Genomic DNA, 22,814 nt, shown 5'->3' on the forward strand with positions numbered 1-22,814 from the left:
TATAACGCCGAAAAAGACAGTTTAATATTAAACCTGTATCTATCCCTAAGCTATAAAGCCTTGAACATCTTAACCAAAGGAAGTATCACACCATCCGGCATAGGCTGATCAATGTTTTCGATAGCTTTATAGCCCATAGCTTCATAAAGCGGCACACCCGGTAGTGTTGCCCCTAACTGCAGGCTTTTAAAGCCGTTACTCTGTGCAGCGGTTTCGCAAACTTTCATGATATAGCTTCCTATACCCCTGCGGGCATAATCAGGATGGACAAAAAATGCCCTGATCCTTGCGGCATCATGATCAGGATCGAGTAATGGGTCTTCAGTTTCCTTGTGCTGGTCGCCGCCATAAAGAGTGTTACGTTTGCTCCAGCCACCGCAGCCAACAGTAACACCATCTATTTCGGCAACGAAATAAGTGCCGTCGGTAACCAATTGGGTATCTACCCCAAAAATGTATTTGATAGCGCTTTCAATTTGTTGCTGATCATAATAATCAGTACTCAAACCGCGCACAGAAAGTGCTATTAGTCCCTGCAATTCGGGGATATCATTAAAGGTTGCTAAGCGTGTTGTTATAGTAGACATGCGGGTAAAAGTAATATTTTACTACATGCCGCAAAATTTGGCACTTAAGAATGACACTATTCTGAAATTCCATAATTCTGTAAATTCTGCTTTCAGACAAGTTTTCGGCTGCTAAACTCACCGTAATATCATTTTATTATCGTCCCCGTTATTTTACAAAAACCGTACCTGCACACTGCTTGTTTTAAGCATATTTGTAAAAACAAACAGTATGTCTACACTATTTTCTCCCCTTAAAATAAAAAACATCGAACTAAAAAACCGCATCGTAGTATCACCTATGTGCGAGTACTCAAGCCATGATGGCTTTGCTAATGACTGGCACCTGGTACACCTTGGCAGTTTTGCCACCGGCGGTGCAGCAATGATCATTACCGAAGCCACAGCGGTATCTCCTGAAGGCCGTATCACTTTTGCCGATTTGGGCTTATATAAAGATGAACACATTGAAAAACTAAAACAGATCACTGATTTTATCAAGGCTCAGGGAGCTGTACCGGGTACACAACTGGCGCACGCCGGCCGCAAAGCCAGCCACCAGGAGCCTTGGAACGGTGGTAAACAGATCCCTGCCGATCAGCCTAATGGCTGGCAAAGTTTTTCGGCAAGTGCAATTTCTTTTACTGAAAATGAAGAACCGCCCGTAGCGTTGGATAAAGCAGGGATTGAAAAAATAAAAGCCGATTTTAAAGCAGCTACCGTACGGGCTGTAGCAGCAGGCTTCCAGGTGATTGAACTGCATGGTGCTCATGGTTACCTGGTTAACCAGTTTCTTTCACCTTTCAGCAATCAACGTACAGATGAATATGGCGGCAGTTTTGAAAACCGCATCCGTTTACTGCTCGAAATAATAGAAAGTGTTAAAGAAGTTTGGCCAGAAGAAAACTTGCTGTTTGTACGAATTTCGACAACCGAATGGGTTGAAGGCGGCTGGACTGCCGACGATTCGGTAGCCCTGTCCAAAATTTTAAAAGACAAAGGCGTAGACCTTGTAGACTGCTCAACAGGCGGCAATATCCCAAATGTTAAAATTCCATTAATACCAGGTTATCAAGTTGAATTTGCTGAGAAAGTTAAAAAAGAAAGCGGTATACTTACAGGTACGGTTGGTTTGATCACCAAATCGGACCAGGCGAATGACATTATAAAAAATGAGCGTGCTGATCTGGTGTTTTTTGCAAGAGAAATGCTCCGCGATCCGCATTTTGCCTTACGTGCGGCACATGAGCTTGGCGAGGAAATAAAGTGGCCGGTACAATACGAGCGCGCTAAATGGCACTAAACATGTGGGTAATAGTTTAATTGGCTATGAACTATTAACTATAAGCCAACCAATGAACCATAAACTATGAACTAAATACACAAAAACAACACACTATGAAACGTACAGCAAACGCCCATTGGAACGGAACATTACAAGCTGGCCAGGGAGAGATCTCTACCCAAAGCACTGTATTAAACAAAACACAGTATTCATTTAAAACCCGCTTTGCCGATGGTGTTGGCACCAACCCGGAAGAGTTGCTGGCTGCCGCTCATGCAGGCTGCTTCACAATGGCAGTTAGCGCCGCGTTAACACAAGCAGGGTTCACTCCTAACGATTTAGCCACAGATGCCATCCTTGACCTTGACATGCAGGCGTTAGAGGTTACAGGTATCCTTTTGCAATTAAAGGGAGCAGCAATTGATGGTGTATCTGAAGAGCAATTTAAAGAGATTGCCGAAGGTGCTAAAGCTAATTGCATTATTTCAAAAGCACTGAGCGTGCCAATTACCTTAGAGGTTACTTACGCTTAATTACATCTAACAACATTAAAACAAAAATGGATTGTGTTTTTCACAATCCATTTTTGTTTTATCCTAACAAGACAAAGCCGCCGGGAGCGAAACCGGCGGCTTTTTAGCACATTATTTAAATTAGGGGTAAAATAAGCGATATTTATAATATGAATACCAGCAACATGGTGATATGTATCAAAACGCTGGTTGCAAAAAAGCCAAGCAGCGTACGGATACCAGAGCCGCCCATGCCGGCAATAATGTTGGCAAAGAATAATACAAGGGTTACTGCCAGTACTGCTATCGGGGCATTATAATAGTAAAGCAGGAAAGCCGGTACCGGTAAAAAAAGCACGCCTTGTGAAATAAGTGAAAACATGAACCAAACCGTTCTGTTAGGGGCTTGACTATCGGCAAAAGCCATTAATTTATTCCCAATATTGTTGTTTTTGGTGTTAGCTGTATTGGTATTTGCTGCGGTCCATTCTGGAGCATTTATTTTTAAAGTTGCCATGATTGTTATCTTTTAATGATACAAAGATGGTGGGTATTGGGCTCCTGTGCCATGATCATAGCACGTTTAAAAAGTGATCGTAGTCACCTTTATAAAAAACTTAAAGCAGAAGGCTAATAAATGATTATCCAGGCCGATCTGGCTTCGAGCTTTCCACCTTTAGCTTTTAGCTCTTAAAAACGCGAGGATCTTTTTAGTTTCATTTGGATAGATGGCAATACGATGGGTGCGTACCATGTACGGCGACGAGCTTTTACCCGAAGTGTCATTTACCGCAATGGTATTTGAGGGTTTAAGCGGCATGTGGCAATCTATACAATTGTTTTGCATGACAGCACTTAGCTTCGGCGCAACCTTGCAAAGATTATGATTAGCTTCGGTATGGCAGCTCATACATTTTTTTGAGTACAGGGCAAGGTTACCGCCATTGTTTACGTGCGTGTTATGGCAAGTACTGCAATCCATATTACTCATTATAAAACATTTGCTGGCGGTGAGCAGCCCGTTTTGGTTGCCATGCACATCAAGCGAAGCTGCATTGGTTTGTATATTCAAATAATCGGGCTCTTTAAACCGGGCAAGGGTATCCCCCATCTTAAATTTAAAAGTAGACAGCTGAAAAGCCTGTTTACTGCTGGAATGACAAACACCACAGGCATCCATTTTTTGTGCACGGGTAAGCGATGCAAAACGGATGATATATTTGGCCTGCTTTTCCTCCGGATAAGCTTCGTGATAATTAACGTGATTTGCAGCAGGGCCGTGGCAACGTTCACAATCAATACCATAAATGATAGACGCAGGCTCAAACTCAACCCTTCGGTTTTGCATATCCATGTTTTGTTGCGGTGCCCGCCTGATGAATGATGCGTGGCACTCAAAACATCTTTGCAATATCGGCCTGTTAAAATCAGGCTTATTCCCATCATATCCCGGACTGTTTGCCCAGCCGTGTACCGTGTTAAAATAAGATACCGGTAACTCAAATAGCTGCTTATCCTGCCAGTATATATAAGTTTGGGCTTTGCTTACCCCGAAGGTAATATCCATTTTACGGGCAATAGCTTCTTTACCATTAGTGTAACTTACCTGGTAAAGCTCACCGTTGCGCTTTTCCATTTTTACAACAGTGCCATCTGCGTATTGTAAGATATTATGCTGAGCATCAAAACTGCCGTGCACAATTTCGGAAGAGGTTGGCCTGGAAGACAGATAATGCGCTGTATGCAGGTAGCTGTCGTAAACATCTTTATGGCATTTTTGGCAACTTGCCGATCCGGCAAAAACCTCATCCCGCGGATCCTGCGGTTTATCGTTAAAACACTGAACCAGCAAAAAACTCAGAGGTATCAGTAACAATAAAGCCAAAAAGAATGTGCGCTGCTTAAGCATAATAGTACTTGTAAAAACAGAAGGGCCAATGTAATGCCCCTCCATATAAAGATAAAAAGGCTGCCATGTAACATGACAGCCTTTTTACTATTTAAGCGGGTTAAATTAATAGCCCGGATTTTGTTTGATTTTGCTACCGTTGGTAGTTTCATTCAATGGTATAGGCAATATCTCATTAACACCGGCTTTAAAGCCTTTAAATGCCAATACAGTTGGTGCCTGGCCCCAGCGTACAAGGTCAAACCAGCGGTGACCTTCTGTGGCCAGCTCAAGCCTGCGCTCGTCATATATATTTTGGAGCGTAGCAGGTTTTGATGCTAAACCAACGCGGTTACGTACAGCGTCTAATAAAGTTTGTGCACGTGCCTGTGCGCCGCCACCATTTAAATCGGCTTCAGCTTCCATCAGGTAGGTATCTGCCAAACGGATCTCGATGTAATCGTTAGGCCAGTTTAACTCGGTAGTACCTGTAGTGATTTTGTTAGCTGCTGTAGGGGCATACTTTTGGATAAAGTAGCCTGTGTTTTGGTAGCTTGGCTCGTAACTTCCTTTAGTAGCTTTGGTTAAACTATCAATATTTACAACAGTGTAACCATAACGCGGGTCGCCCTTAAGTGCGGTAGCTAATTGGGTAGTTACCGGGTTAAAGCCGTAGCCTGACAGGTAAATAGGTCCGTTATAGCTTCTTACACCAATGGTTTGAACATAAACGTTAGATTTAAACTGATCCCAGTTGTTCCAGGTATAGCTTTGTGTACCAGAGTGAACCAATTCAAAAACAGATTCTTTGTTAAACTTATTGTTAACGCTGAATATATCGCCATATTTAGCCAGCAATGAATAGTTTGGATTAGTATTCACTTTATTTAACCAGGTAGCAGCATCAGCCCATTTTTTCTCATACAGAAAAACCTTGCCTAACAAAGCCTGACCGGCAGGTTGTGTTACCCTGCCATTTTCACCCGATACCACAGTAGCCGGAAGATCAGGAATAGCCTCGGTGAGGTCTTTTTCAATTTGTGCGTAAACGGCCTCAGGAGTTGCCTGTACCTGATCATACACATTGGTAAGATTTAGTGTAGACAAAATCAAAGGCACATTTTTGAATAACCTTACCAGGTCAAAATAATAATGTGCACGTAAGAACTTAGCTTCGGCTGTATATCTTTTTAAAAGATCAGCACTTAAACCCGGTACTGTAGGCAATTGCTCAAGCAATACATCGGCACGGTTAACACCCTGAAAATTGATAGCCCAAAATTGATTGTGCGGGCCAACAGTTGGCGACATGGTGTAGTTATTAATGGCTTGCCATGCTGGTATATCTGAAGGGCCGCCACCACCTGCGTAGCAATCATCAGATGCTGAGTTAAGCGCGCCCAGTGGAGAAGAATAGGTATTATCAATACCACCGGTTTCTGTTACCAGCGGATCGTACGCGGCCACTACCGCTGTAAGTGCCTGATCGGGATTGGCATAATAATCTGATTGCAGAAACTCACCTTTTGGATGTAGTTCCAAAAATGACTTTTTGCAGGATACCAAAGTGCCTAATCCTAATAAAACAGCACCAGTATATATATATTTTGATTTCATGATGATAGTATATCGTTATTATAAAGTAATATCTAAACCAGCCATAAATGTGCGGGCCTGAGGGTAAATACCCATATCAATACCACCGCTTATTTCAGGATCATATCCTTTATAACCTGTTACGGTTACCAGGTTGTTGCTGCTCAGGAATATCCTGACTTTTTTCGCATCAATAGCGTTAAGGATGTTTTTAGGCAGGGTATAACCCACTTGCAAGGTTTTAATACGGAAGTAAGCACCGTTTTGCAGGTAAAAATTTGATGGGTTTTTAAAGTTCTGGTTGCCATCAACATCGCTTAAACGAGGGTAATTACTTGAAGCATTTTGCGGCGTCCAGGCGTTTAAAGCTTCAATAGGATAGTTAGCTGTTGCTATATCCAACCTGCGGTAAGCCTGATAAATTTTATTGCCCCAAACACCCTGACCAAATAATTTAAAATCAAAGTTTTTATAGTTAGCGCTCAGGTTGATACCATAAGTAAACGTAGGCAGCGGATTGCCTAAGAACTGACGGTCGGCCTGTGTAATTTTTCCGTCACCGTCAGTGTCCTGCCATTTAAAATCGCCAGGTTTAGCATCCGGCTGGATCTTTTGGCCATTACGTGTGTAAGAGTCTATTTCGGCTTGTGAATGAAATACGCCTAACTCGCGGAAACCATAAAATTCGCCAAGAGGCTGACCGGTAGTAAAGCGTCCAATTTCATAAGTTGAACTTTGTACGGTACCAATCGGCAGGTAGCTTATCAGGTTACCAACACTTAACACTTCGTTATGGTTGTATGATATATTACCGCCAACATTGTAACTAAATTCGCCTATCTTGTTTGAATAGCCAAGACTTAACTCCACACCTTTGTTTTCCATGGTACCGGTATTGGCCGATGGCTGGTCAGAGAAACCTGCATAGGTTGGAAGCTGCACAGTTTGCAACATATCCTTAGTAAGCTTTTTATAAATGTCAAAAGTTACGTTAAGGTTGTTGAACAATGTAGCGTCAAAACCAATATCAGAGGTTTGAGTTTGCTCCCATTTCAAATCAGGGTTTGGCGGTGCAGCAGGGCTGTAACCAATGTTAACCTGATCGCCAAACACGGCATTACGTCCGCTGGCAACAATGGCAGCGTAACGGAACGGGCCAAGCGCCATTTCATTACCTACTATACCATAAGAAGCACGCAGTTTAAAGAAATCAACAAATGTATTTTTAGGGAACCAATCCTCGCGTGTTACTACATAACCAACTTGCGCTGATGGGAACATTCCGTACACGTGGTTGCTACCAAAACGTGAAGATCCATCACGGCGGATGATACCAGAGAACAGGTATTTCTGATCATAATCATAAGTGATCCTACCAAAAGTTGAAGCCAAAGTGTGTGGCTGAACTGCATCTAAAGCAAGAGACGGGTTAACAAGCCTGTTTGCTGCCGGCAACGAAAAGTTTACAGAAGCATCGGCAAGTGTACTTACTGGCTCGCCTGTAAATACGCCCTGGATACCTGAGGCTGTTGTTTTTTGCGCACTTGTACCAATTAAGGCAGTAAAGTTGTTTTTACCAAACGAGCGAGTGTAAGTAGCTGTATTATCCCAGTTCCAGGTAAGGTTTCTGTTATAGCTGGTAGTTTGGTTAGTTATTGATGAAATTGAGGCCGCATTTAAATAATAAAGTGGCGTAAAGGCATCATCACCATAATATGCTTGCTTAGCGCTTATCTGCGACCGGATCTTCAAACCTTGAATAGGTTCAATTTCGGCAAAAGCACTACCCAACAAATTGGTTGCATCATTATAATTTCCCAAACGGGTTTGTGCGTAGGCCAGCGGGTTAGTAATTTCCTGTGCTACGTAGTTTGAAATACCATATGGTAAACCTTGTCCGTCCCTTACAATACGATTGTTTGGATTAGTGTAAACGTTGGCATTAGGTTGTGAATTTACATCCGTTACTACCGTTGGTGTTAGTGGGTCAAGGTTTAAAGCTGAGCTTAACGGACCGCCAAATACACTATTGGTATTACCAAAGTTTTTATTTTTTGTATAGGCATAGGTGAAGTTTTCACCAACAGTAAGCCATTTTTTCAACTTATAAGTAGTATTAACAGTGAAGTTAAATTTCTTATAGCCAGAAATATCAGGCATGATCACACCTTTTTGATCAAGGTAACCAAACGAAGTGTAATAGGTAACCTTATCAGTTGCACCGCTAATATTCAGGTTATGGTTTTGGATCAAAGCACTGTTGCTAAAGATCTCATCCTGCCAGTTAGTGCCTGTACCTAAAGATGCAGGGTTAGAGAAAATAGCCGCTTTACCGTCGTTAGCTGCAGCTTCGTTTCTTAAAGTAGCATACTGTGAAGCATTAGCAAGTTTCACTTTGCTAACAGGTGACTGGAAACCAACATAACCGTTATAAGAGATTACAGCATCGCCCTTTTTACCTTTTTTGGTAGTAACGATGATTACACCATTTGATGCACGGGAACCGTAAATAGCAGCAGATGCATCTTTCAACACCTCCATTGATTCGATATCGTTAGGGTTGATGTTGTCTAAGCCGCCATTATCAACAGTAACACCATCAATAATGTAAAGCGGATCGCTGTTTAAACGCGAAGTAACACCCCTCACCCTGATCTGCGGTGTTGAACCAGGTGAGCCTGAACTTTGTACCACGCTAACACCGGTTACACGGCCGCGTAAAGCATCGTCAAGACGGGTTACCTGCTGATCCTGCAGATCGCTGGCTTTAACACTGCTGATAGCGCCGGTTACAGTAGTACGTTTTTGCGTACCGTAACCTACAACCACAACCTCGTTAATAGCTTTAACATCTTCGGTTAATACAACGTTGATAACAGTTTGGCTGCCAACAACAATTTCTTGTTTTGCATAACCAATAAACTGTACCACGATAACCGATTGCGGACCGGCAACAGACAGTTTAAAGCCACCGTCGGCACCGGCAGTGATGCCGTTTGTAGTGCCCTTTTCTGTAATGGTAGCACCCGGAACAGGCAAGCCTGTGTTATCGGTAACCTTACCGGTAATGGTAACGTTAGCTTCGGCCTGCTCGGTAATTACAACCCCAGGCTCGGTAGCGTTAACAGCTGGTGTGTTAGCAACCTTTTTTTCAAGCACTATCCTGTCGTTCATTACATCGTAATTGATGCCGTTGCTTTTAAACACCTGGTCAAGTACGGTTTTTAATGTTTCATTATTTACATCTAATGAAAAGTGCTTATCAGCATCCAGTGAGCTGGCGCTGTAAATAAACTTTACATTGTTGTTTTTTTGAAGGTACTGCAAAGCCTCCAGCATAGTTGTGTTGCTGAGCGTAACATTTACCTTTTTGTTAAGTATACCCTGCGCTTTAATTGGGCTTGAATAAGCAATGCTGCTTACCATTATTGCTATCAGGATCTGGCTAAAAGTGATCTTCATGATTTTACCCCATGGAATGGGCCTTCGTAAACGAAAATTCATATATTTGTTATGTTTCTTTGTTAAAAATGAGACAATTAATAGCCCGCACACCTCCTTGAGGTGTTCTTAGCGGAACGGGCTTTTGATCCTTAAAACTTAGGGGTGCTCGTAACACTTCTAAGTTTTTTTTTGCAGATCATTTCGGAGTTGTTTTGCTTTCTTCTTTAGGTTTGTAGTTTTTTGTACATCTTATAATTTTGAGTGTTTAATATGGTTGGTTATTTTAGTTCTATATGGTTGTTCACGATAGTGTAATCAATATTCAGCGATTTTTTAAGCGCGTCAAGCACATCCGGTAAATTAAAACCTTCAAAATCGGCATTCAGGATATAGTGGTTCAGCTTCTCGCTGCTAACTTTTATTTTTAGGTTATAGCTTGAATCAAGCACGGGTATAATATCCTTAAGAGGCTTATTATCAAACACCAAACGGGTTCGCTGATACTGTTTTACCGCTGATTTTTCTTCAACAGCCTGTGCAGTTAGCGTATGTTTATCATTCAGATAAACCGCCTTTTGATGCGGATAGATCATCACTTCATCTTTAGTGAGTTTTGTTGTGATGGTATTGGTTTTACCATTAACCTTGGCACTCACCGAAACTTTACCGGTTAATACAGATACATCGGCTACATTGCTTTGTTCATTATCCCGCACCATGAAACTGGTACCCCAAACTTTGGTAACTATTGAGCGGCTGCTGATAATAAAAGGACGCTGAGGATTTTTAGTTACCTCAAAAAAGCACTCTCCAGATATGCTTACCAGCCTCGAATCGGCAGCAAACACATTGGGATAGCTGATTTTTGCTGATGGGTTTAGCCAAACAGCGCTGCTATCGGGCAGGGTAACTTTGTAAATATGACCGGTATTATTGGTAATGTTAAACAGGCGTACATCACTTACCGGTGTTACAGCAAGTTGTTGCTCTTTTGATTTTTTGGTATAAATAACAGCAACAGCAGACAGGGCAAAAACAACAGCGGCAACAGCAGCAGCGGCATACCACCTGCGGAACGACACAATCTTTGGTTGCTCCTGGGGTTGCTCCGGCTGCACAAGGTTAAGGTTACTGATAATACTGAAATAGATATTTTCTTCCAGTTGCTTTTCTTCGGCAGGCGATAAATCCGAAACATGATCTTTTTCATGCTCAAAACTGAAATACCATTGCCTCACCAAAGCTATTTCGGCTTCAGTACAATCACCTTTAATGTATTTCTCGAGCAAATCTACGCGTATAGGTTCTTTCATGAAAAGAATATAATTCCGGTTTATAATTTACATGACGTATGGAGCATAGTGTACCCCCTACACCGTTGTGATATTTTTTTTTAAAAAATATCACAACGGTGTTATTGCATTGTTTAATACAGAAAAACAGGGTCTTACAATTTCAATTTTATACCACCGTTAACCACAAAACCATCTAAAGGCGCATAAATATCTTTAAATACCGGATCGCTAATGCTCCCGGTATATATGGGGCCAAACTTGGTTTGGCGGGTATCTGTCAGGTTCTCAAAGTTTACAAACAGCGAAAAATGCTTCCACATCTTCTCGGCCATAAAACCGGCTGTCCAATATCCCCTGCCTGCAGAGCCATCATTCAATTGCTGCGGACTGAAATAATAAGCTTCGGCCCCGAGTTTTAGCTTGTCTTCTATTTCGTAAACCAATACGTTATTAAGCCTGTTACGTGATACCAGCGGATAATTAACTATGTTATTGCCTGTGTGTTGGGTTACATCTGCCAGGGTATAACCAATAAACAGCTTAAAATTGTTATAAGTTAGTTTAACATTTGTTTCAATACCTTTGGTATTCAAATCACCGGGGGGCTGCAGGTATTGCAAATTGCCATCAGCAAGTGTGGTTAGCAATATGGGCTTCTCGATACGGGTATAAAAGAAAAGCTGGTTAATGCTCAGGCTCATCAAATTATCAAACAAACCCGTTTTATAAGTAATATCATAATTAGCACCGTATGAACGCTCGGCCTTGGTATTGGCTACGTCAATAGGCAATACGTTCCTGAATTCAATACGCTCAGCATCCTCGGTAAATACGGTTGGAGCTTTGTAACCAAGGCCACCGCCCAGGCGGGTCGAAAAATGAGTGTTTATCTTATACAAGCCAGAAATCCTTGGTAATAAAAAGAATCCGTACTTATTATGGTAGTCCCCCCTCAGGCCCGACTCTAAGGTGAAGCTTCCGGTGGCATTCCAGGTGTTTTGTACAAAAGCCCCAATGGTATTGTAATTGTAGCTTCGCAAAGCAAAAGCGCTGTTTCTATTTTCGGTAAACTTATCGGTAAGATAATTTAAACCGGCAACCCAATCGATTTTGCTGCTGTTAAACGCATAATTGGCTTCGCTGTAGGATGAAACCTGCGAACCCGAAAACTTATATGCGGGCAGGTTAATACTGCGGTCAAAATAACTTACACTGTTTTTAACTGTGATCTTTTCATGATCGTTAATACTATGGTCAAGCTCCAGTTGCGAGCTGTAACGCCCAGTTTTATTTTCTTCAAAATATGAATGCAGTGCGTCTCCGTGGCCCTGCAGGTATTGCATGTCGCCGCCAATCCTGTTTTCGATAGTTGAGTTTATACCGGCTATCAGCTTTGTACGATCATTCAAGTAAAAAAACAATTTGGGATTAAAAGTATAGCGGTTAAACCGGGGAATGGCCGACAAGCCAATATCTGAAGGGTCATACGCCGTGCCGTGGTTGTAAGCTGCATAAACAGTTACTCCTGTTTTGCTAAACTTTTCCGAATAAAATCCGCTGGCGTCGAGCCCCAAAGCCGATGTGCCGTTTAACAGGAAATTTAACTGCCTTTCATTGGTTGGGGTTTTAGATACCAGGTTTACCAAACCGGCAATAGCGCCGCCGCCATAAAGCGTTGACGATGAACCTTTAATAACCTCCACCTGCTTCAGATCAAGCGGGGCTATCTGCAACAGGCCAAGTCCTCCCGAAAAACCGGAATATAGCGGAAAGCCATCACGGATTATCTGTGTGTATTTGCCATCCAGTCCCTGTATCCTGATACTTGAATTACCACTTGTAGCCGAGGTTTGCTGTGTTTGGATACCGGTGCTTTCGGCCAGCATCATGCGGATATCGCCGGGTTTCATATTCCCTTTCTCATCCAGCTCCTCGCCCGAGATCACTTCAACCCTTGTAGGGATGTTTGCGATGGTACGGCTGCTCCGGGTTGCGCCAATCACAACCTCGGCCAGGTTTTCTCCATCTTCTTTTTCGGGCTTTAAAAAAACAACCAAAGGTGCCGACCCGCTTAAGGGAAAAATAACGGTATCTGTCCGGGTTTCATACCCGATAAAACTATAACGAACAATTTGTTTACCATCCGGAACATCGTTAATGATGACCATTCCGTTAGTATCGGCAGCCGCACCTTTAGTTGTCCCGGTTACTAAAGCGGTAGCGCCGGTTAGCGGTTCTTTTGTTTTACCATCTTTAATAATGGCTTTAAATGTATTTTGAGCAAATGTTATGGTATTATAAAGCAGTGCTATAAAAAGCACAATGAGTTTTTTCATGATGTTGTTATAATTAAGTAAATACAAAAATGAGCCGGGTGGCCTGGTATCAACTTAATTTAGGGGGCAACCAGATAGAGGAAGAAATTTTGATAATACGGGGTTGACGATAAACAGCATATTCGTTAGTTACACTTTCCATAACCAACGGTAAACTAATAACTACAACTTTGCCGGTTACGAAGCCAACGCATGCTCCACATGTAAAAAAGGGCGAGCAACCAAAACACTCCTTTTGATCAGGTACCTGTTTACTTGCCTTCTCTTTGTTTATGGCAACACAGTCGTTATCCTTACAGCATGGTCTCGCCGAAAGAACAATAACGTATAAAGACAAAATGAAACAAATAATTTTCACACGCCAAAGCTATTTAATTATTGCCGGCTTTTGAAAATGATTTATAAAAAACGATATTAAAGTTTGTGCAGCAACGCAGCTATTACCCAAAGCATGTGGTGGCTTAGGCCTAAACGCAATCGTTTAAGTGCCTTGGTAATTTGGTTTTCAACCGTTTTTTCCGAAATTCCCAATTGCATGGCAATCTCCTTATTGGTTTTAAACTCCTTACGGCTTAGCTCAAAAACCGAGCGGCATTTATCAGGAAGATGACTTATTTCAGTTTCAAGGGTATGGGTAAGATCGCGCAGCATGATCGTGTCTTCGGTTCCGGTATCGGTTTCGGTACTTAATAATTTAAGCGCCTCGGTATGTTTTGCGCGGATAGTTTGCTTACGATATTGATCCACCACCTGGTTTAAAACTGCAAGGTGCAGGTAACCGCCGATTGTAGTATTAATTTGCAGTGTATGCCTTTTATGCCAGAGGTTTGAAAATATCTCCTGAACAACCTCTTCGCAAAGTTCTTTATTTTTTAAACGTTTATAAGCGTCACCATAAAGCTTTTTCCAGTATCGCTGGTAGATCTCCCTGAATGCACTAAGCTTATCCTGCTGTAGCAACCCCAACAAATCCTCCTCAGTCAGCCTGGTAAAATCGTTCATTTGTTAAATAACGTGGCAATTAATGTTAAATGATCAGCAAAACTCAAAATAATTAAGGCAACTATCAAGTCATCAATTGTAATACTTTTAACATAAACCCTTATTATGCTGCTTTGACACAATGATATAATAAAGCTGTAATGTTGATTTTACAGTATATAAGGAGGGATTTTATCCCGAGATATCTCAATTTCAGGCCCATTTATATTGACCAAAAATTGACACAAAATAATATTTTTTGCTGCCGGACGGGGTAAAATATCGTTATGAAGAACAGGGAGGTATGATTTATTATAATATATCTGATAAACGAAATTCTGAATGGAGGTGTTTATTGTGTAATTTAATTGGGGAGTGATTTTAATAGATACTCGCTTATTTAAAACTAAGGTAATGGCGTTGCCTGCGGCCCGGGCTATCCGCTCCGGTCAGTACCCGCTCCTACCCCTTGCGCTATCTGAACCAGGGTTTACAGAATTAAACGCTAATTCAATTTATTCTCCAATTCGCTAAATTCAGAAATCAATTAAAACCCACACAGCGGCCACACCACCAACTTGATAAACTGCGCGTGAAACAATAAAGGCATAGGTACTACCAGCCAAAAGAAAACCCATAACCTTGCCAGCACCGGATGTTTCAGAAATGCTGCATTGCGGCTGATCAGCCTCTTCTCAATCAATAACACAACACCCTGAATAACAAAATACAGCATAGGTAAACCATAGCCACCGTTAACGGGAACACTTAAGGCCAGCTCGTGCAACAAGCCCGAAAATAAAAACGCTACAGCCAAAGCACCGGCCTTACCTATTTTACCCCGAAGCGGACGAAAAATAGCTATTGTGGTCATTTCAATAAAAGCAAGGTTCCAGCGTTTACCCCAAAATTCGGTAAGGGTCATGGATTTAGCAGGCTGCCTGAACAGGTAATACGTATTAACGCCCATTAAGCGCCATTGCCCTGCCCCTATGCTCAGTAATCCAAAATGTAATATCAGGCTCAAAGCCACCAGCAATAAAGGGCTTACCAAAAAATAAGCTAAGCCTGCATCAAAACGCAATGCCACTATACCGTGCGCAAGTAAAATAAGCATTAAACCACCTATAACCCTGCTGATGCCAAACCTGATCATAGCCCAGGCATTCGGCAAGGCCTGCTGTCCAAGTGTTTCAAAGGGTTGCGCCCGCATGCCCGCCCAGCCTGCTGCAAAGGCAAGCCATGGTATAAATTTAAGCTTATGGTTTTTACCGCTATAATCAACAGTTGCGGTGATCACTTTCATGCAAGTAAAAGTGGTTGCAATAATACCCAGCATTTTAAACACCGGATGGGCGTGAATAAAAATATAATATATGGCAGGTATTACCGGTAACATCACTAACCATGCCGGCCAAATCATTTCGCGTTTTACAAACACATAGCCCAACAACACCAATAACAGGTTAATTGCCGCGAAGCAGGTTATCTGAAATAATACGATGCCCATAACCTAATTATGAATATAATTGAAATACGCAGCCCAGCTGTACAAAATACTCAGGATAACGAAAAGCGTAACAAGTGCTACTTCACCCAGCTTCGGCCAAAACCCTTTCGGAAAGGCCTGCCTATCGAAATAAAAGAATTGGATCAATACCCTCGAGATCCAGTAAACAGCAATAAATCCGGTAAGCAATAAGGCAAGCCGTGCCCCGTCAACTAATTCTTTATAACAAAATACTGAAACGAGGCCAAAACACAGGTTAATGACCAGAATGTATGCAGCATACGTCCAAAACATTTGTTTAATGAGGATTTGAACTTTTGCTAACTCGCCGCGCCAGTTAAGGATACGAGGAATAGCAAGGCTCCCTACCACCAAAGCGATTTGAGCGAGACCAGCAACACGGATAAACGCTTGAATGTTCATAATGAACAAATATACCTATTTTATTGAACTTTCAAAAAATACTGAAATATAAATAAAACAAATAAAGTTAACCACCATGAGTAAATTTTGTTTGCGCATAAACGATCGCATCCCAGATGACAACTGATACATAGCTGATAAATACCCGCAATTTATATAAGCGCACAAAGCCGCGAAGGCGCTAAGAAAAACCTTCGCGGCTTAGCGCCTTTGCGTGAATACAATACGCTGATGAGCATTTTAAACAGACTAATAATCAAATACTTAAAGATAAACTGATAGCAACCTATCGAATGGTTGCGCGCAGAGGCACCATAGTCGTTAACTTAAGGCAAAAAAACTCTTAAAAAAGCGTGGGATTGTGCGATTCCCCTCTCGAGAGGGGTGGAGGGATGTGTTATTCTATGTGCGGCTTATCGCTTATATAACACACCCCTGCTACCACTCATTCCACCGCTCCCCCTCTCGAGAGGGGATTTTAAAAGGCGTACGCCAAATTACTCTCTTAAGTTAACGGCTATGGCAGAGGCGCACCTATGACATAATTAAAAGCCACCGTCATGTTGGCCTTGCTTTAACACCTCACTTGCTTCAACACCTCACCTGCAAAGCAAAGCGGGCTGCCTGCCCTGTGGGATGCCGGAATCAATTCGGCACAACGCAGACTTTAAAAACCGAATGCTATTTTCCCACTACCAAACTCACGTAACTTGTAGCTTCTACTTTAAACTTAGCCACGCCGTTACTTATCGCAACCGGGGTTTTCTCCATTTGATGCCCTTTATCTGTCAAATACAACACACCTCTCTTTACTGTTTGAGGTAAACCGCTGAGGGTAACCAGCCTTGTTGCACCATTATTTACTATGTGCACAACATAGGTATGTTTGCCGTTGTTTCCGAGGGCTGCCACCGAAAGGTATTTGCCATTGTTGCTGATAGGCATGGCGTAAACATCCTCGGGTGTGGAGGCTAATTGCTTAAGGTTCCAAAAGCGCTGGGTTGGTGCTAATGGTGCATTGCTACCGAAAATTCCGCCACCGATAAGAGGCGAATAATCGGCAGTGAGTTGCCATTGCAGTATGGTAAGCGGCTGGCAGATGGCCAGCAGGCGGGTATACAGGTTAATTTCTTCAAGGGCGTAGGTCTGTTCTTCAAAAATAGCCGGGTAGTTCCATGCCGCAGCATCAATGCTTCCCTCGCCTACTATGAGCGTTACATTCATCTTTTTAGCAGCATCGGCCCATTTTTGCAGTATCGGCGTTTCCCATCCCCGCCACGAATGGAAGGAAATAGCACCGATATATTGACGTGCAGCCGGGTCGGCCATGGCCGGGTAAATAAATTCGTAGGTAGTGGCATCAGAGTTATCACCCAACAACAATTTGGTTTTTAATCCTCTTGATACAAAATAAGCGCCGAGGCCTTTGATCAGATCGGCATGTTGCAAGCCGGTTTGACGGATGTTGATACCCAGATCCGACTCATTAAACGAAAAAAGTTTCACATCAACACCATAGGCATCATGCAGGTAAACAATATAATCGGCAATGGATTTATAAACAGCATCGATATTATTGTAATTGAGCGGGTTGCCCCAGGGTTCACCAGGCTGGTGCCTGAACCTGGCTTTACCCTCAATGGCCCAATCAGGTGCCGACCATGCCGTCAGGATCACCGGGATATTCATTTTACTTAAGCGTTGCGCCATTTCCATGGCTTTTTGAACTGCGGGGTGCAGCTTGTTGTGTTTTGCGTTTTCGGTTGGATCATTATCTTTTTCGGGCTGCCAAAAGCGCCAGGGCATTTCAACCCGGCTCCAGGCAACGCGCAAATTATTCAGACTGTAGTCAATCACCTGCGGATCGGTTTTGGGATTCTGGATCCTGAAATTACCACCGAAACCGGCAAAGAGCCTTCCGCTTTGCAGTGTGTTGATTTTCAAAGCAACCGGCGCATTATCAATTTTGCCCGATGCTGCAAGGTTATATGTTTTAACAATGCCCTGTCCCTTTTTGATATCCCCTTGCGCAATGGGCAGGTACAGCAGGTAATCACCTTTGTGCAATTTACCGGTATCTGCCTGCAGCGATACTTCCGTTGCTTCATCTAACGTGAGTTTAAGCGAGCGGTTCAATGACTTTATTTCGACAGATTGCGTGTTGCCGTTAAGATATTCATTTCCCGTGTTAGCTTTCAAGGTATTCGGGTTAACCCAACCCTTATCTACCTTTATCAAAGCGCCGGTATAATCCCCTTTGGGAATCCGCACCACAAAATAAACACCAGTAAGCGCAGTATCAGCGTGGGGTATAAAATTAACAGTCACAATGGCACTGCCTGATTCTCCATCGGCTACCCGCTCATTAAAATAAAGGCTATCAATCCGGGTTGTAACCAATTGTGTTTTACCTTCCCGATGGTATTTGGGCGTTTGCTCTTCTTTGGCTGTAGCGTGCAGCTTCTTCCAATCTTTACCGGCAACCCGCAAACTGGTTTCAAACTCAAACAGCTGTCCTTTTACCCGGATACCGGTGATATTACCCCAGGGCTCAACTTCTGTTTGTGCAGATACCTCCCGGGCAAAAAGTCCAAGAAAAAACAAAACCAATAACAGGTTTTTATAATTGATGATCGATTTATTTACCTGTACCATTACTGAAGAGTTGTTGTTTTTAATTTAGATCATTTACTCAAAACCGACTGATTCCCGGCCAAATCAATAGCTTGCACAGTCAACTTACCTTTTACTTCTTTACCAGCCATAAAATAATTAAGTGGTGTAAAACCTATTCGTTTACCGTTGCTGTAAATATTATACCCCAGCACCCGCTTATTATCGGTTGAAGCCTGCCATGTTAAAGTACCGGTAGCTTTAACAAATTTCACCTTTTTCGGTGCAATAGGCGGTATTTTATCAGGATCAAGCTGCATAACGCAATTCATCAACGCACGGAAGGTGTGGTAAGTGCCTTTCCAGATCTGCCCTTTTAGGGCTGTTTTATATTGAGGTTGCTTATCTATACCACCCTGGTACCAGTCGCCATGTTCATGGTCAATGAGGTATGTTTGCGTGTACTGCCAAAGGGTTTTAAATTTATCAAAGTATTGGTGCTTATCCTGCGGGTATTTAGCGGCCATGATGAGCAGTGTATTAAGTCCCTCGGCTTGCGCCCACCAGTTCTTGGTATCCTCGGTAATGGTAAGGCCGGGTTTATCTTTAAAATAATAACCCTCGTCATAAAAACCGCCGACTTTATTGTCCCAACCGTTATCCAGTGCATCGTCGACCATCTTTTTGCCGACCTGCAAGGTTTTAGCATCATCCTCTATACCTAAAGCATGTGAAGCTTCAAGCATCAGGTAAGCAGTCTCCACATTATGACCATACGAAATATGATCAAGACTATGGTGCTGCTTATAAACCGCCAAACTCGAATCGCGATAGGAAACCGGTGTCCAATCCGGTTGAAAAAACAGGATGAGGTTACCCTTATCGTTTGTGATCTTATCACGCACCAGCAGCAACATTTCTTGTAAACGGGTTTTGAGCAGTTTATCTGGCCATACACCATAAAGCTCGGTAAACGATTCCAGCAGGTGAATGGATGAATTTTGATCTTTATAACCGGTTTCCGCAGTTGATTTTATGGTTGCATCTCTTACAATAGGTGTGCCGTCGCGTTGCATGTGCTGGTAGTAACCTTTATAAACCGGGTCGTGCGCGTGTTTCTCCAGCCACCAAAAACCTTGCTTAGCCAGGTTTAATGCGCTGGTATCGCCCGATGCCTGGTAATAAGCAGCAAGCGCGTAAATGGCGAAGGAATTGCCGTATGCTTCCTTAGGCGCAAAACCACGCTGTTTCGGGTTGCCTTGTTTATCCGTAAAAATGTAAAAGCCGCCGTACTGCTTATCCCAAAGTTTATCCCGTAAAAACTCAAAGCCGTGGCGGGCCCCTTTCATGTAATATTTTTTCCCGGGGAAAAGCTCCGCGGCCTTACTGTTGCTCCAAACATGGCGCGCCTGGGTCACAATCATTTTATCCTGGTTACCGGTGGGTTTAAAATCAAAAGTAAATGTGCTCAAAAAGCCACCATCGGCAGTATCAATAGCCGCGGGGTACCAGGGTTTAAGCAGTTCATCAACCATTGATTTTTGCATTTCATGGGCTATCTCCTGCTTTTCGCTCTTACCGTTTTGAGCAAATACTATAGATGCGGTACCTATCAAGGCCGAAAGTAAACTGATCTTCAATTTCATAAGCTTACTTTTTATTTAAAACATGATCGGCCGCCAAAACGAGGAACAGGTAATCGGTTGTGCCGCCACCTAAAACGTATTCGCCCTGCTGCCACAGGTACGGCCAGTTAAGCAATTCAGGAAAGTCCGGGCGAATAAGCGCCGTACCGGAGGTGATACCGCCAGGAATATACGAGCGATCTGCCCGGTTAAAGCCGTAAGCTGTAGTCATTGATCTTGAACCTACGCCAGACACAAACGAAGCAGTGTTAGAGCCTGGATGACAGCCCAGCACAAAATCAATGGCATGAAGCATATAGGTATCGCTGAAAACGGACGGGAAACCGGCATATAAAAAGTATTGTTTATACCCAAAATTCTGAATGCCCCACCCTGCTCCCCAAATATTGGGTTCGTACGGTACACCATAAGGAGTTTTGGTTCCTTCCTGCTGAATTTTTGCGTACAGTTTTTTCACAGCTTCGGTTATTTTATTATGATAGCTTACATCGCTGATCAACCCCATGGCACGGCCAACCAGCCAACCAGTGTTATCAATGCTGTTAGCTATTGCATCGGTATTGTTAACCAAATAATCGGCATAGGTTTTATCTTTGGTAGTGATCAATAATTCGACGGCTAATGCTACACGATGAGATAATTTTTGATCGGCTGTATTTTTCCAAACCTCCTGTGCTATCTGCAGGCACTGTGTGGCAAGTGTATCGTTATAGCCCTTCATCACGCGGCTGGCGGCGGCCAACGCTGCGGCAGTCTCTAATGAACGGCCAGGGTTGTCCTCCGTAAATACCCATCGATCATCAGCCGCGGCAGGGGTTTTCAATACCGGATCGGTGTTGGCGGCGTTAGTTACAAAAGGCTTGTTATCGGTGATATTGGCGGCATCGCCCAAAATGGTGTATTGCCTGATTGTTGGTTCGATAACACCGCGGTAAAAGCGGCCCATAGCCTGGTAGCCGCCTGTTATTGCCAGCAAACCATGTTCAATCTGCTGCAGCATATCCGGCTTGCCATCGGGCTGGTGAATCTCTACAATATGGTTTTTTTGGTCGATGGTGGTGTTATCATACTTCACATCAAAAGCCTCATAAGCTAATGTAAGTCCATGCACCGTTTCGGCCTGCGATTCAACTCTCAGGTCAAAATCACCTGCATCATGCCAGGCACCGCGGTCAAGGAAAGGCACATTATCGCCCGGTTTATATTTGTTAAGCGTGCTGTGCCCTTGAATATATCCATCAAAATGGTTAGAATCAATTGGGGCCATCCGGGCATCATCCATATGGCACAGCCCATGCCATACACGGTATTTTTCATTAACGCGCATGTGGCACATTTGTATCGGCAAAAAATAGGAAAGCGTTGGCTGCCACACATCATTCTTAAATACATCGGTGCTGATCTGGAAGGGCTCCGTTTGATAACCGCCATATTTTACCACATACATACCCGGTTTGGTGATCTTTGTAAAATCAAATTGCAGGTAATGGTATCTCAAAAAATCGCCCCAATTGTTGGGTGTAGCCGTTAAGGCCGATGTAAGGCCACCGTTTTCATTTACCCTTAGCAGCGATACCGGCAATACTTTCTTATCATTTTTATCCAGTTCAATTACCGCTATTTTTTGCTGTGCCGGATGATAACCAACCTGCGATACCTGTATTACGGGCTCCGATTGCCAGCCGTTTACCGCATTTGGTGTTACCAGCCACTCTATCGCATTTTTTGAGGCACCCTTGGCAACCAATGAGCGTACCACAAACCAGCCGTTGTTGTGCTTAGCCCGGCCATCAAGCAGTTGCAGGTTACCGCCTGACAGGTTTTCGATGGTCATGCGCTGCAGGTCGGCTTCGGGTACAATGGTAAGCTTTTTGCCTTCGGCCATGGGCATTACCTGGGTTTCGCCCTCCTTATCAGTATAAGTTTGTCCGTTGGCTTGTTGAGGGAAGATACCGAACTGCTTATCCATATAATATGATTTACCAAACAGGATGCCAGGGAATAGTTCCAGGTTAAAACCAATCTTACCGATCCAGTTATCAGGCAGGGGCTTATCTAAATCAACAATGATCCTGAATGCTTTACCTGCTGGCACCACACGGATATTATAAGCAAAATTCAGGTCGGGATAAATAATGGGATTGAAGCCGTGACGGTTCATATCCGGGTTTGGAAACTCCATGCGCACACTTACCTCACCAGTAGTTTTGTTTACCACCCGCTTGCCAACTTTTGGTATGGGCGACCATTGGCCCGGAGTAGGTTCAAGCCTGATATCGCCATTGGTTGCCACGCGCTGCCCATTTTGGATAATGCCTACCCCACCCTGGTGCCCTTCGGGATAAAAATCATGGGCAAGCATCACATTTACGCCCTTATATTCAAGATACTCCTGCGCGTTCAATTTCATTAAATTGCCGGCAGGTTTGACCTGGGCATGCAAAAAGTGCGGAAATAAAAAGCAGGCAGCAACAATGGCAACGAAGGTAAATTTAGCTCTCATGTGGATAATGGTTAACCGGTAATATGCAATAAGATTTTTGCACGGCTAAAAGTAACGCTGCGGCAACTGCGTGGTATAATGATATATTAACCTTTTGTTGCTGATTTTATACGGCAACAACCATTTTACATTTAAAACTCCCCGTTTTTAAAGCCATCAAATACCACCACAAGCAACTAATTACCAATTAATTAAAAATAAAAATACCTGCCATTG

At 43.0% G+C, this 22,814-nt stretch carries 15 protein-coding genes; 2 read left to right on the forward strand and 13 right to left on the reverse strand.

From position 1 onward, the window contains the following. Positions 1 to 50: 50 nt before the first annotated feature. Positions 51 to 587: a GNAT family N-acetyltransferase gene (locus MTO98_RS23175; protein WP_243481358.1), complete on the reverse strand. Its 537-nt coding sequence runs from the start codon at positions 585 to 587 to the stop codon at positions 51 to 53. Between the two features lie 211 nt (positions 588 to 798). Between MTO98_RS23175 and MTO98_RS23180 the strand changes: the two genes are divergently transcribed. Both MTO98_RS23180 and MTO98_RS23185 read left to right on the forward strand, forming a co-directional pair. Continuing rightward, entirely contained in the window at positions 799 to 1,869 is a 1,071-nt protein-coding gene (locus MTO98_RS23180; protein WP_243481359.1) for an NADH:flavin oxidoreductase/NADH oxidase, read from the forward strand. A gap of 95 nt (positions 1,870 to 1,964) precedes the next feature. Beyond that, positions 1,965 to 2,384: an OsmC family peroxiredoxin gene (locus MTO98_RS23185; protein WP_243481360.1), complete on the forward strand. Its 420-nt coding sequence runs from the start codon at positions 1,965 to 1,967 to the stop codon at positions 2,382 to 2,384. 142 nt (positions 2,385 to 2,526) lie between these two features. On the opposite strand, the gene MTO98_RS23190 is transcribed toward MTO98_RS23185, so the two are convergent. From MTO98_RS23190 to MTO98_RS23245, 12 genes are all read right to left on the reverse strand, one after another. After that, positions 2,527 to 2,880 carry a hypothetical protein gene (locus MTO98_RS23190; protein WP_243481361.1) on the reverse strand — a complete coding sequence of 118 codons (354 nt, stop codon included), beginning with the start codon at positions 2,878 to 2,880 and terminating at the stop codon, positions 2,527 to 2,529. Positions 2,881 to 3,039: 159 nt separating this feature from the next. Next, positions 3,040 to 4,272 (reverse strand): cytochrome c3 family protein, encoded by a 1,233-nt coding sequence (locus tag MTO98_RS23195; protein WP_243481362.1) that lies wholly within the window; start codon positions 4,270 to 4,272, stop codon positions 3,040 to 3,042. Between the two features lie 105 nt (positions 4,273 to 4,377). Then, the gene (locus MTO98_RS23200) at positions 4,378 to 5,868 is read right to left on the reverse strand and encodes a RagB/SusD family nutrient uptake outer membrane protein (protein WP_243481363.1); all 1,491 of its coding nucleotides are present in this window, start codon (positions 5,866 to 5,868) and stop codon (positions 4,378 to 4,380) included. Positions 5,869 to 5,886: 18 nt separating this feature from the next. Continuing rightward, entirely contained in the window at positions 5,887 to 9,309 is a 3,423-nt protein-coding gene (locus MTO98_RS23205; RefSeq protein ID WP_243481364.1) for a TonB-dependent receptor, read from the reverse strand. 260 nt (positions 9,310 to 9,569) lie between these two features. Further along, a complete protein-coding gene (locus tag MTO98_RS23210) occupies positions 9,570 to 10,604 on the reverse strand; it encodes a FecR family protein (RefSeq protein WP_243481365.1) in 1,035 nt (344 codons plus the stop codon). 134 nt (positions 10,605 to 10,738) lie between these two features. Then, positions 10,739 to 12,922 carry a TonB-dependent receptor gene (locus MTO98_RS23215; protein ID WP_243481366.1) on the reverse strand — a complete coding sequence of 728 codons (2,184 nt, stop codon included), beginning with the start codon at positions 12,920 to 12,922 and terminating at the stop codon, positions 10,739 to 10,741. Between the two features lie 414 nt (positions 12,923 to 13,336). After that, complete coding sequence (locus MTO98_RS23220; protein ID WP_243481367.1) at positions 13,337 to 13,924, reverse strand: RNA polymerase sigma-70 factor; 588 nt, start codon at positions 13,922 to 13,924, stop codon at positions 13,337 to 13,339. 526 nt (positions 13,925 to 14,450) lie between these two features. Continuing rightward, positions 14,451 to 15,413 carry a membrane bound O-acyl transferase family-domain-containing protein gene (locus MTO98_RS23225; RefSeq protein ID WP_243481368.1) on the reverse strand — a complete coding sequence of 321 codons (963 nt, stop codon included), beginning with the start codon at positions 15,411 to 15,413 and terminating at the stop codon, positions 14,451 to 14,453. A gap of 3 nt (positions 15,414 to 15,416) precedes the next feature. After that, positions 15,417 to 15,836 (reverse strand): hypothetical protein, encoded by a 420-nt coding sequence (locus MTO98_RS23230; RefSeq protein WP_243481369.1) that lies wholly within the window; start codon positions 15,834 to 15,836, stop codon positions 15,417 to 15,419. Between the two features lie 681 nt (positions 15,837 to 16,517). Continuing rightward, positions 16,518 to 18,491, reverse strand: coding sequence for a hypothetical protein (locus MTO98_RS23235; protein WP_243481370.1), 1,974 nt, complete (start codon positions 18,489 to 18,491; stop codon positions 16,518 to 16,520). Between the two features lie 29 nt (positions 18,492 to 18,520). Next, complete coding sequence (locus tag MTO98_RS23240) at positions 18,521 to 20,095, reverse strand: AGE family epimerase/isomerase (protein WP_243481371.1); 1,575 nt, start codon at positions 20,093 to 20,095, stop codon at positions 18,521 to 18,523. A gap of 4 nt (positions 20,096 to 20,099) precedes the next feature. Then, positions 20,100 to 22,598: a glycoside hydrolase family 9 protein gene (locus MTO98_RS23245; RefSeq protein ID WP_243481372.1), complete on the reverse strand. Its 2,499-nt coding sequence runs from the start codon at positions 22,596 to 22,598 to the stop codon at positions 20,100 to 20,102. Positions 22,599 to 22,814: the final 216 nt, after the last annotated feature.

It is taken from the genome of Mucilaginibacter sp. SMC90 (assembly GCF_022811725.1).
Taxonomy (GTDB): domain Bacteria; phylum Bacteroidota; class Bacteroidia; order Sphingobacteriales; family Sphingobacteriaceae; genus Mucilaginibacter.

Coding starts and splice junctions, on each gene's coding strand:
- MTO98_RS23175 (WP_243481358.1), bottom strand. CDS start 587: ATGTCTACTATAACAACACGCTTAGCAACCTTTAATGATATCCCCGAA.
- MTO98_RS23180 (WP_243481359.1), top strand. CDS start 799: ATGTCTACACTATTTTCTCCCCTTAAAATAAAAAACATCGAACTAAAA.
- MTO98_RS23185 (WP_243481360.1), top strand. CDS start 1,965: ATGAAACGTACAGCAAACGCCCATTGGAACGGAACATTACAAGCTGGC.
- MTO98_RS23190 (WP_243481361.1), bottom strand. CDS start 2,880: ATGGCAACTTTAAAAATAAATGCTCCAGAATGGACCGCAGCAAATACC.
- MTO98_RS23195 (WP_243481362.1), bottom strand. CDS start 4,272: ATGCTTAAGCAGCGCACATTCTTTTTGGCTTTATTGTTACTGATACCT.
- MTO98_RS23200 (WP_243481363.1), bottom strand. CDS start 5,868: ATGAAATCAAAATATATATATACTGGTGCTGTTTTATTAGGATTAGGC.
- MTO98_RS23205 (WP_243481364.1), bottom strand. CDS start 9,309: ATGAAGATCACTTTTAGCCAGATCCTGATAGCAATAATGGTAAGCAGC.
- MTO98_RS23210 (WP_243481365.1), bottom strand. CDS start 10,604: ATGAAAGAACCTATACGCGTAGATTTGCTCGAGAAATACATTAAAGGT.
- MTO98_RS23215 (WP_243481366.1), bottom strand. CDS start 12,922: ATGAAAAAACTCATTGTGCTTTTTATAGCACTGCTTTATAATACCATA.
- MTO98_RS23220 (WP_243481367.1), bottom strand. CDS start 13,924: ATGAACGATTTTACCAGGCTGACTGAGGAGGATTTGTTGGGGTTGCTA.
- MTO98_RS23225 (WP_243481368.1), bottom strand. CDS start 15,413: ATGGGCATCGTATTATTTCAGATAACCTGCTTCGCGGCAATTAACCTG.
- MTO98_RS23230 (WP_243481369.1), bottom strand. CDS start 15,836: ATGAACATTCAAGCGTTTATCCGTGTTGCTGGTCTCGCTCAAATCGCT.
- MTO98_RS23235 (WP_243481370.1), bottom strand. CDS start 18,491: ATGGTACAGGTAAATAAATCGATCATCAATTATAAAAACCTGTTATTG.
- MTO98_RS23240 (WP_243481371.1), bottom strand. CDS start 20,095: ATGAAATTGAAGATCAGTTTACTTTCGGCCTTGATAGGTACCGCATCT.
- MTO98_RS23245 (WP_243481372.1), bottom strand. CDS start 22,598: ATGAGAGCTAAATTTACCTTCGTTGCCATTGTTGCTGCCTGCTTTTTA.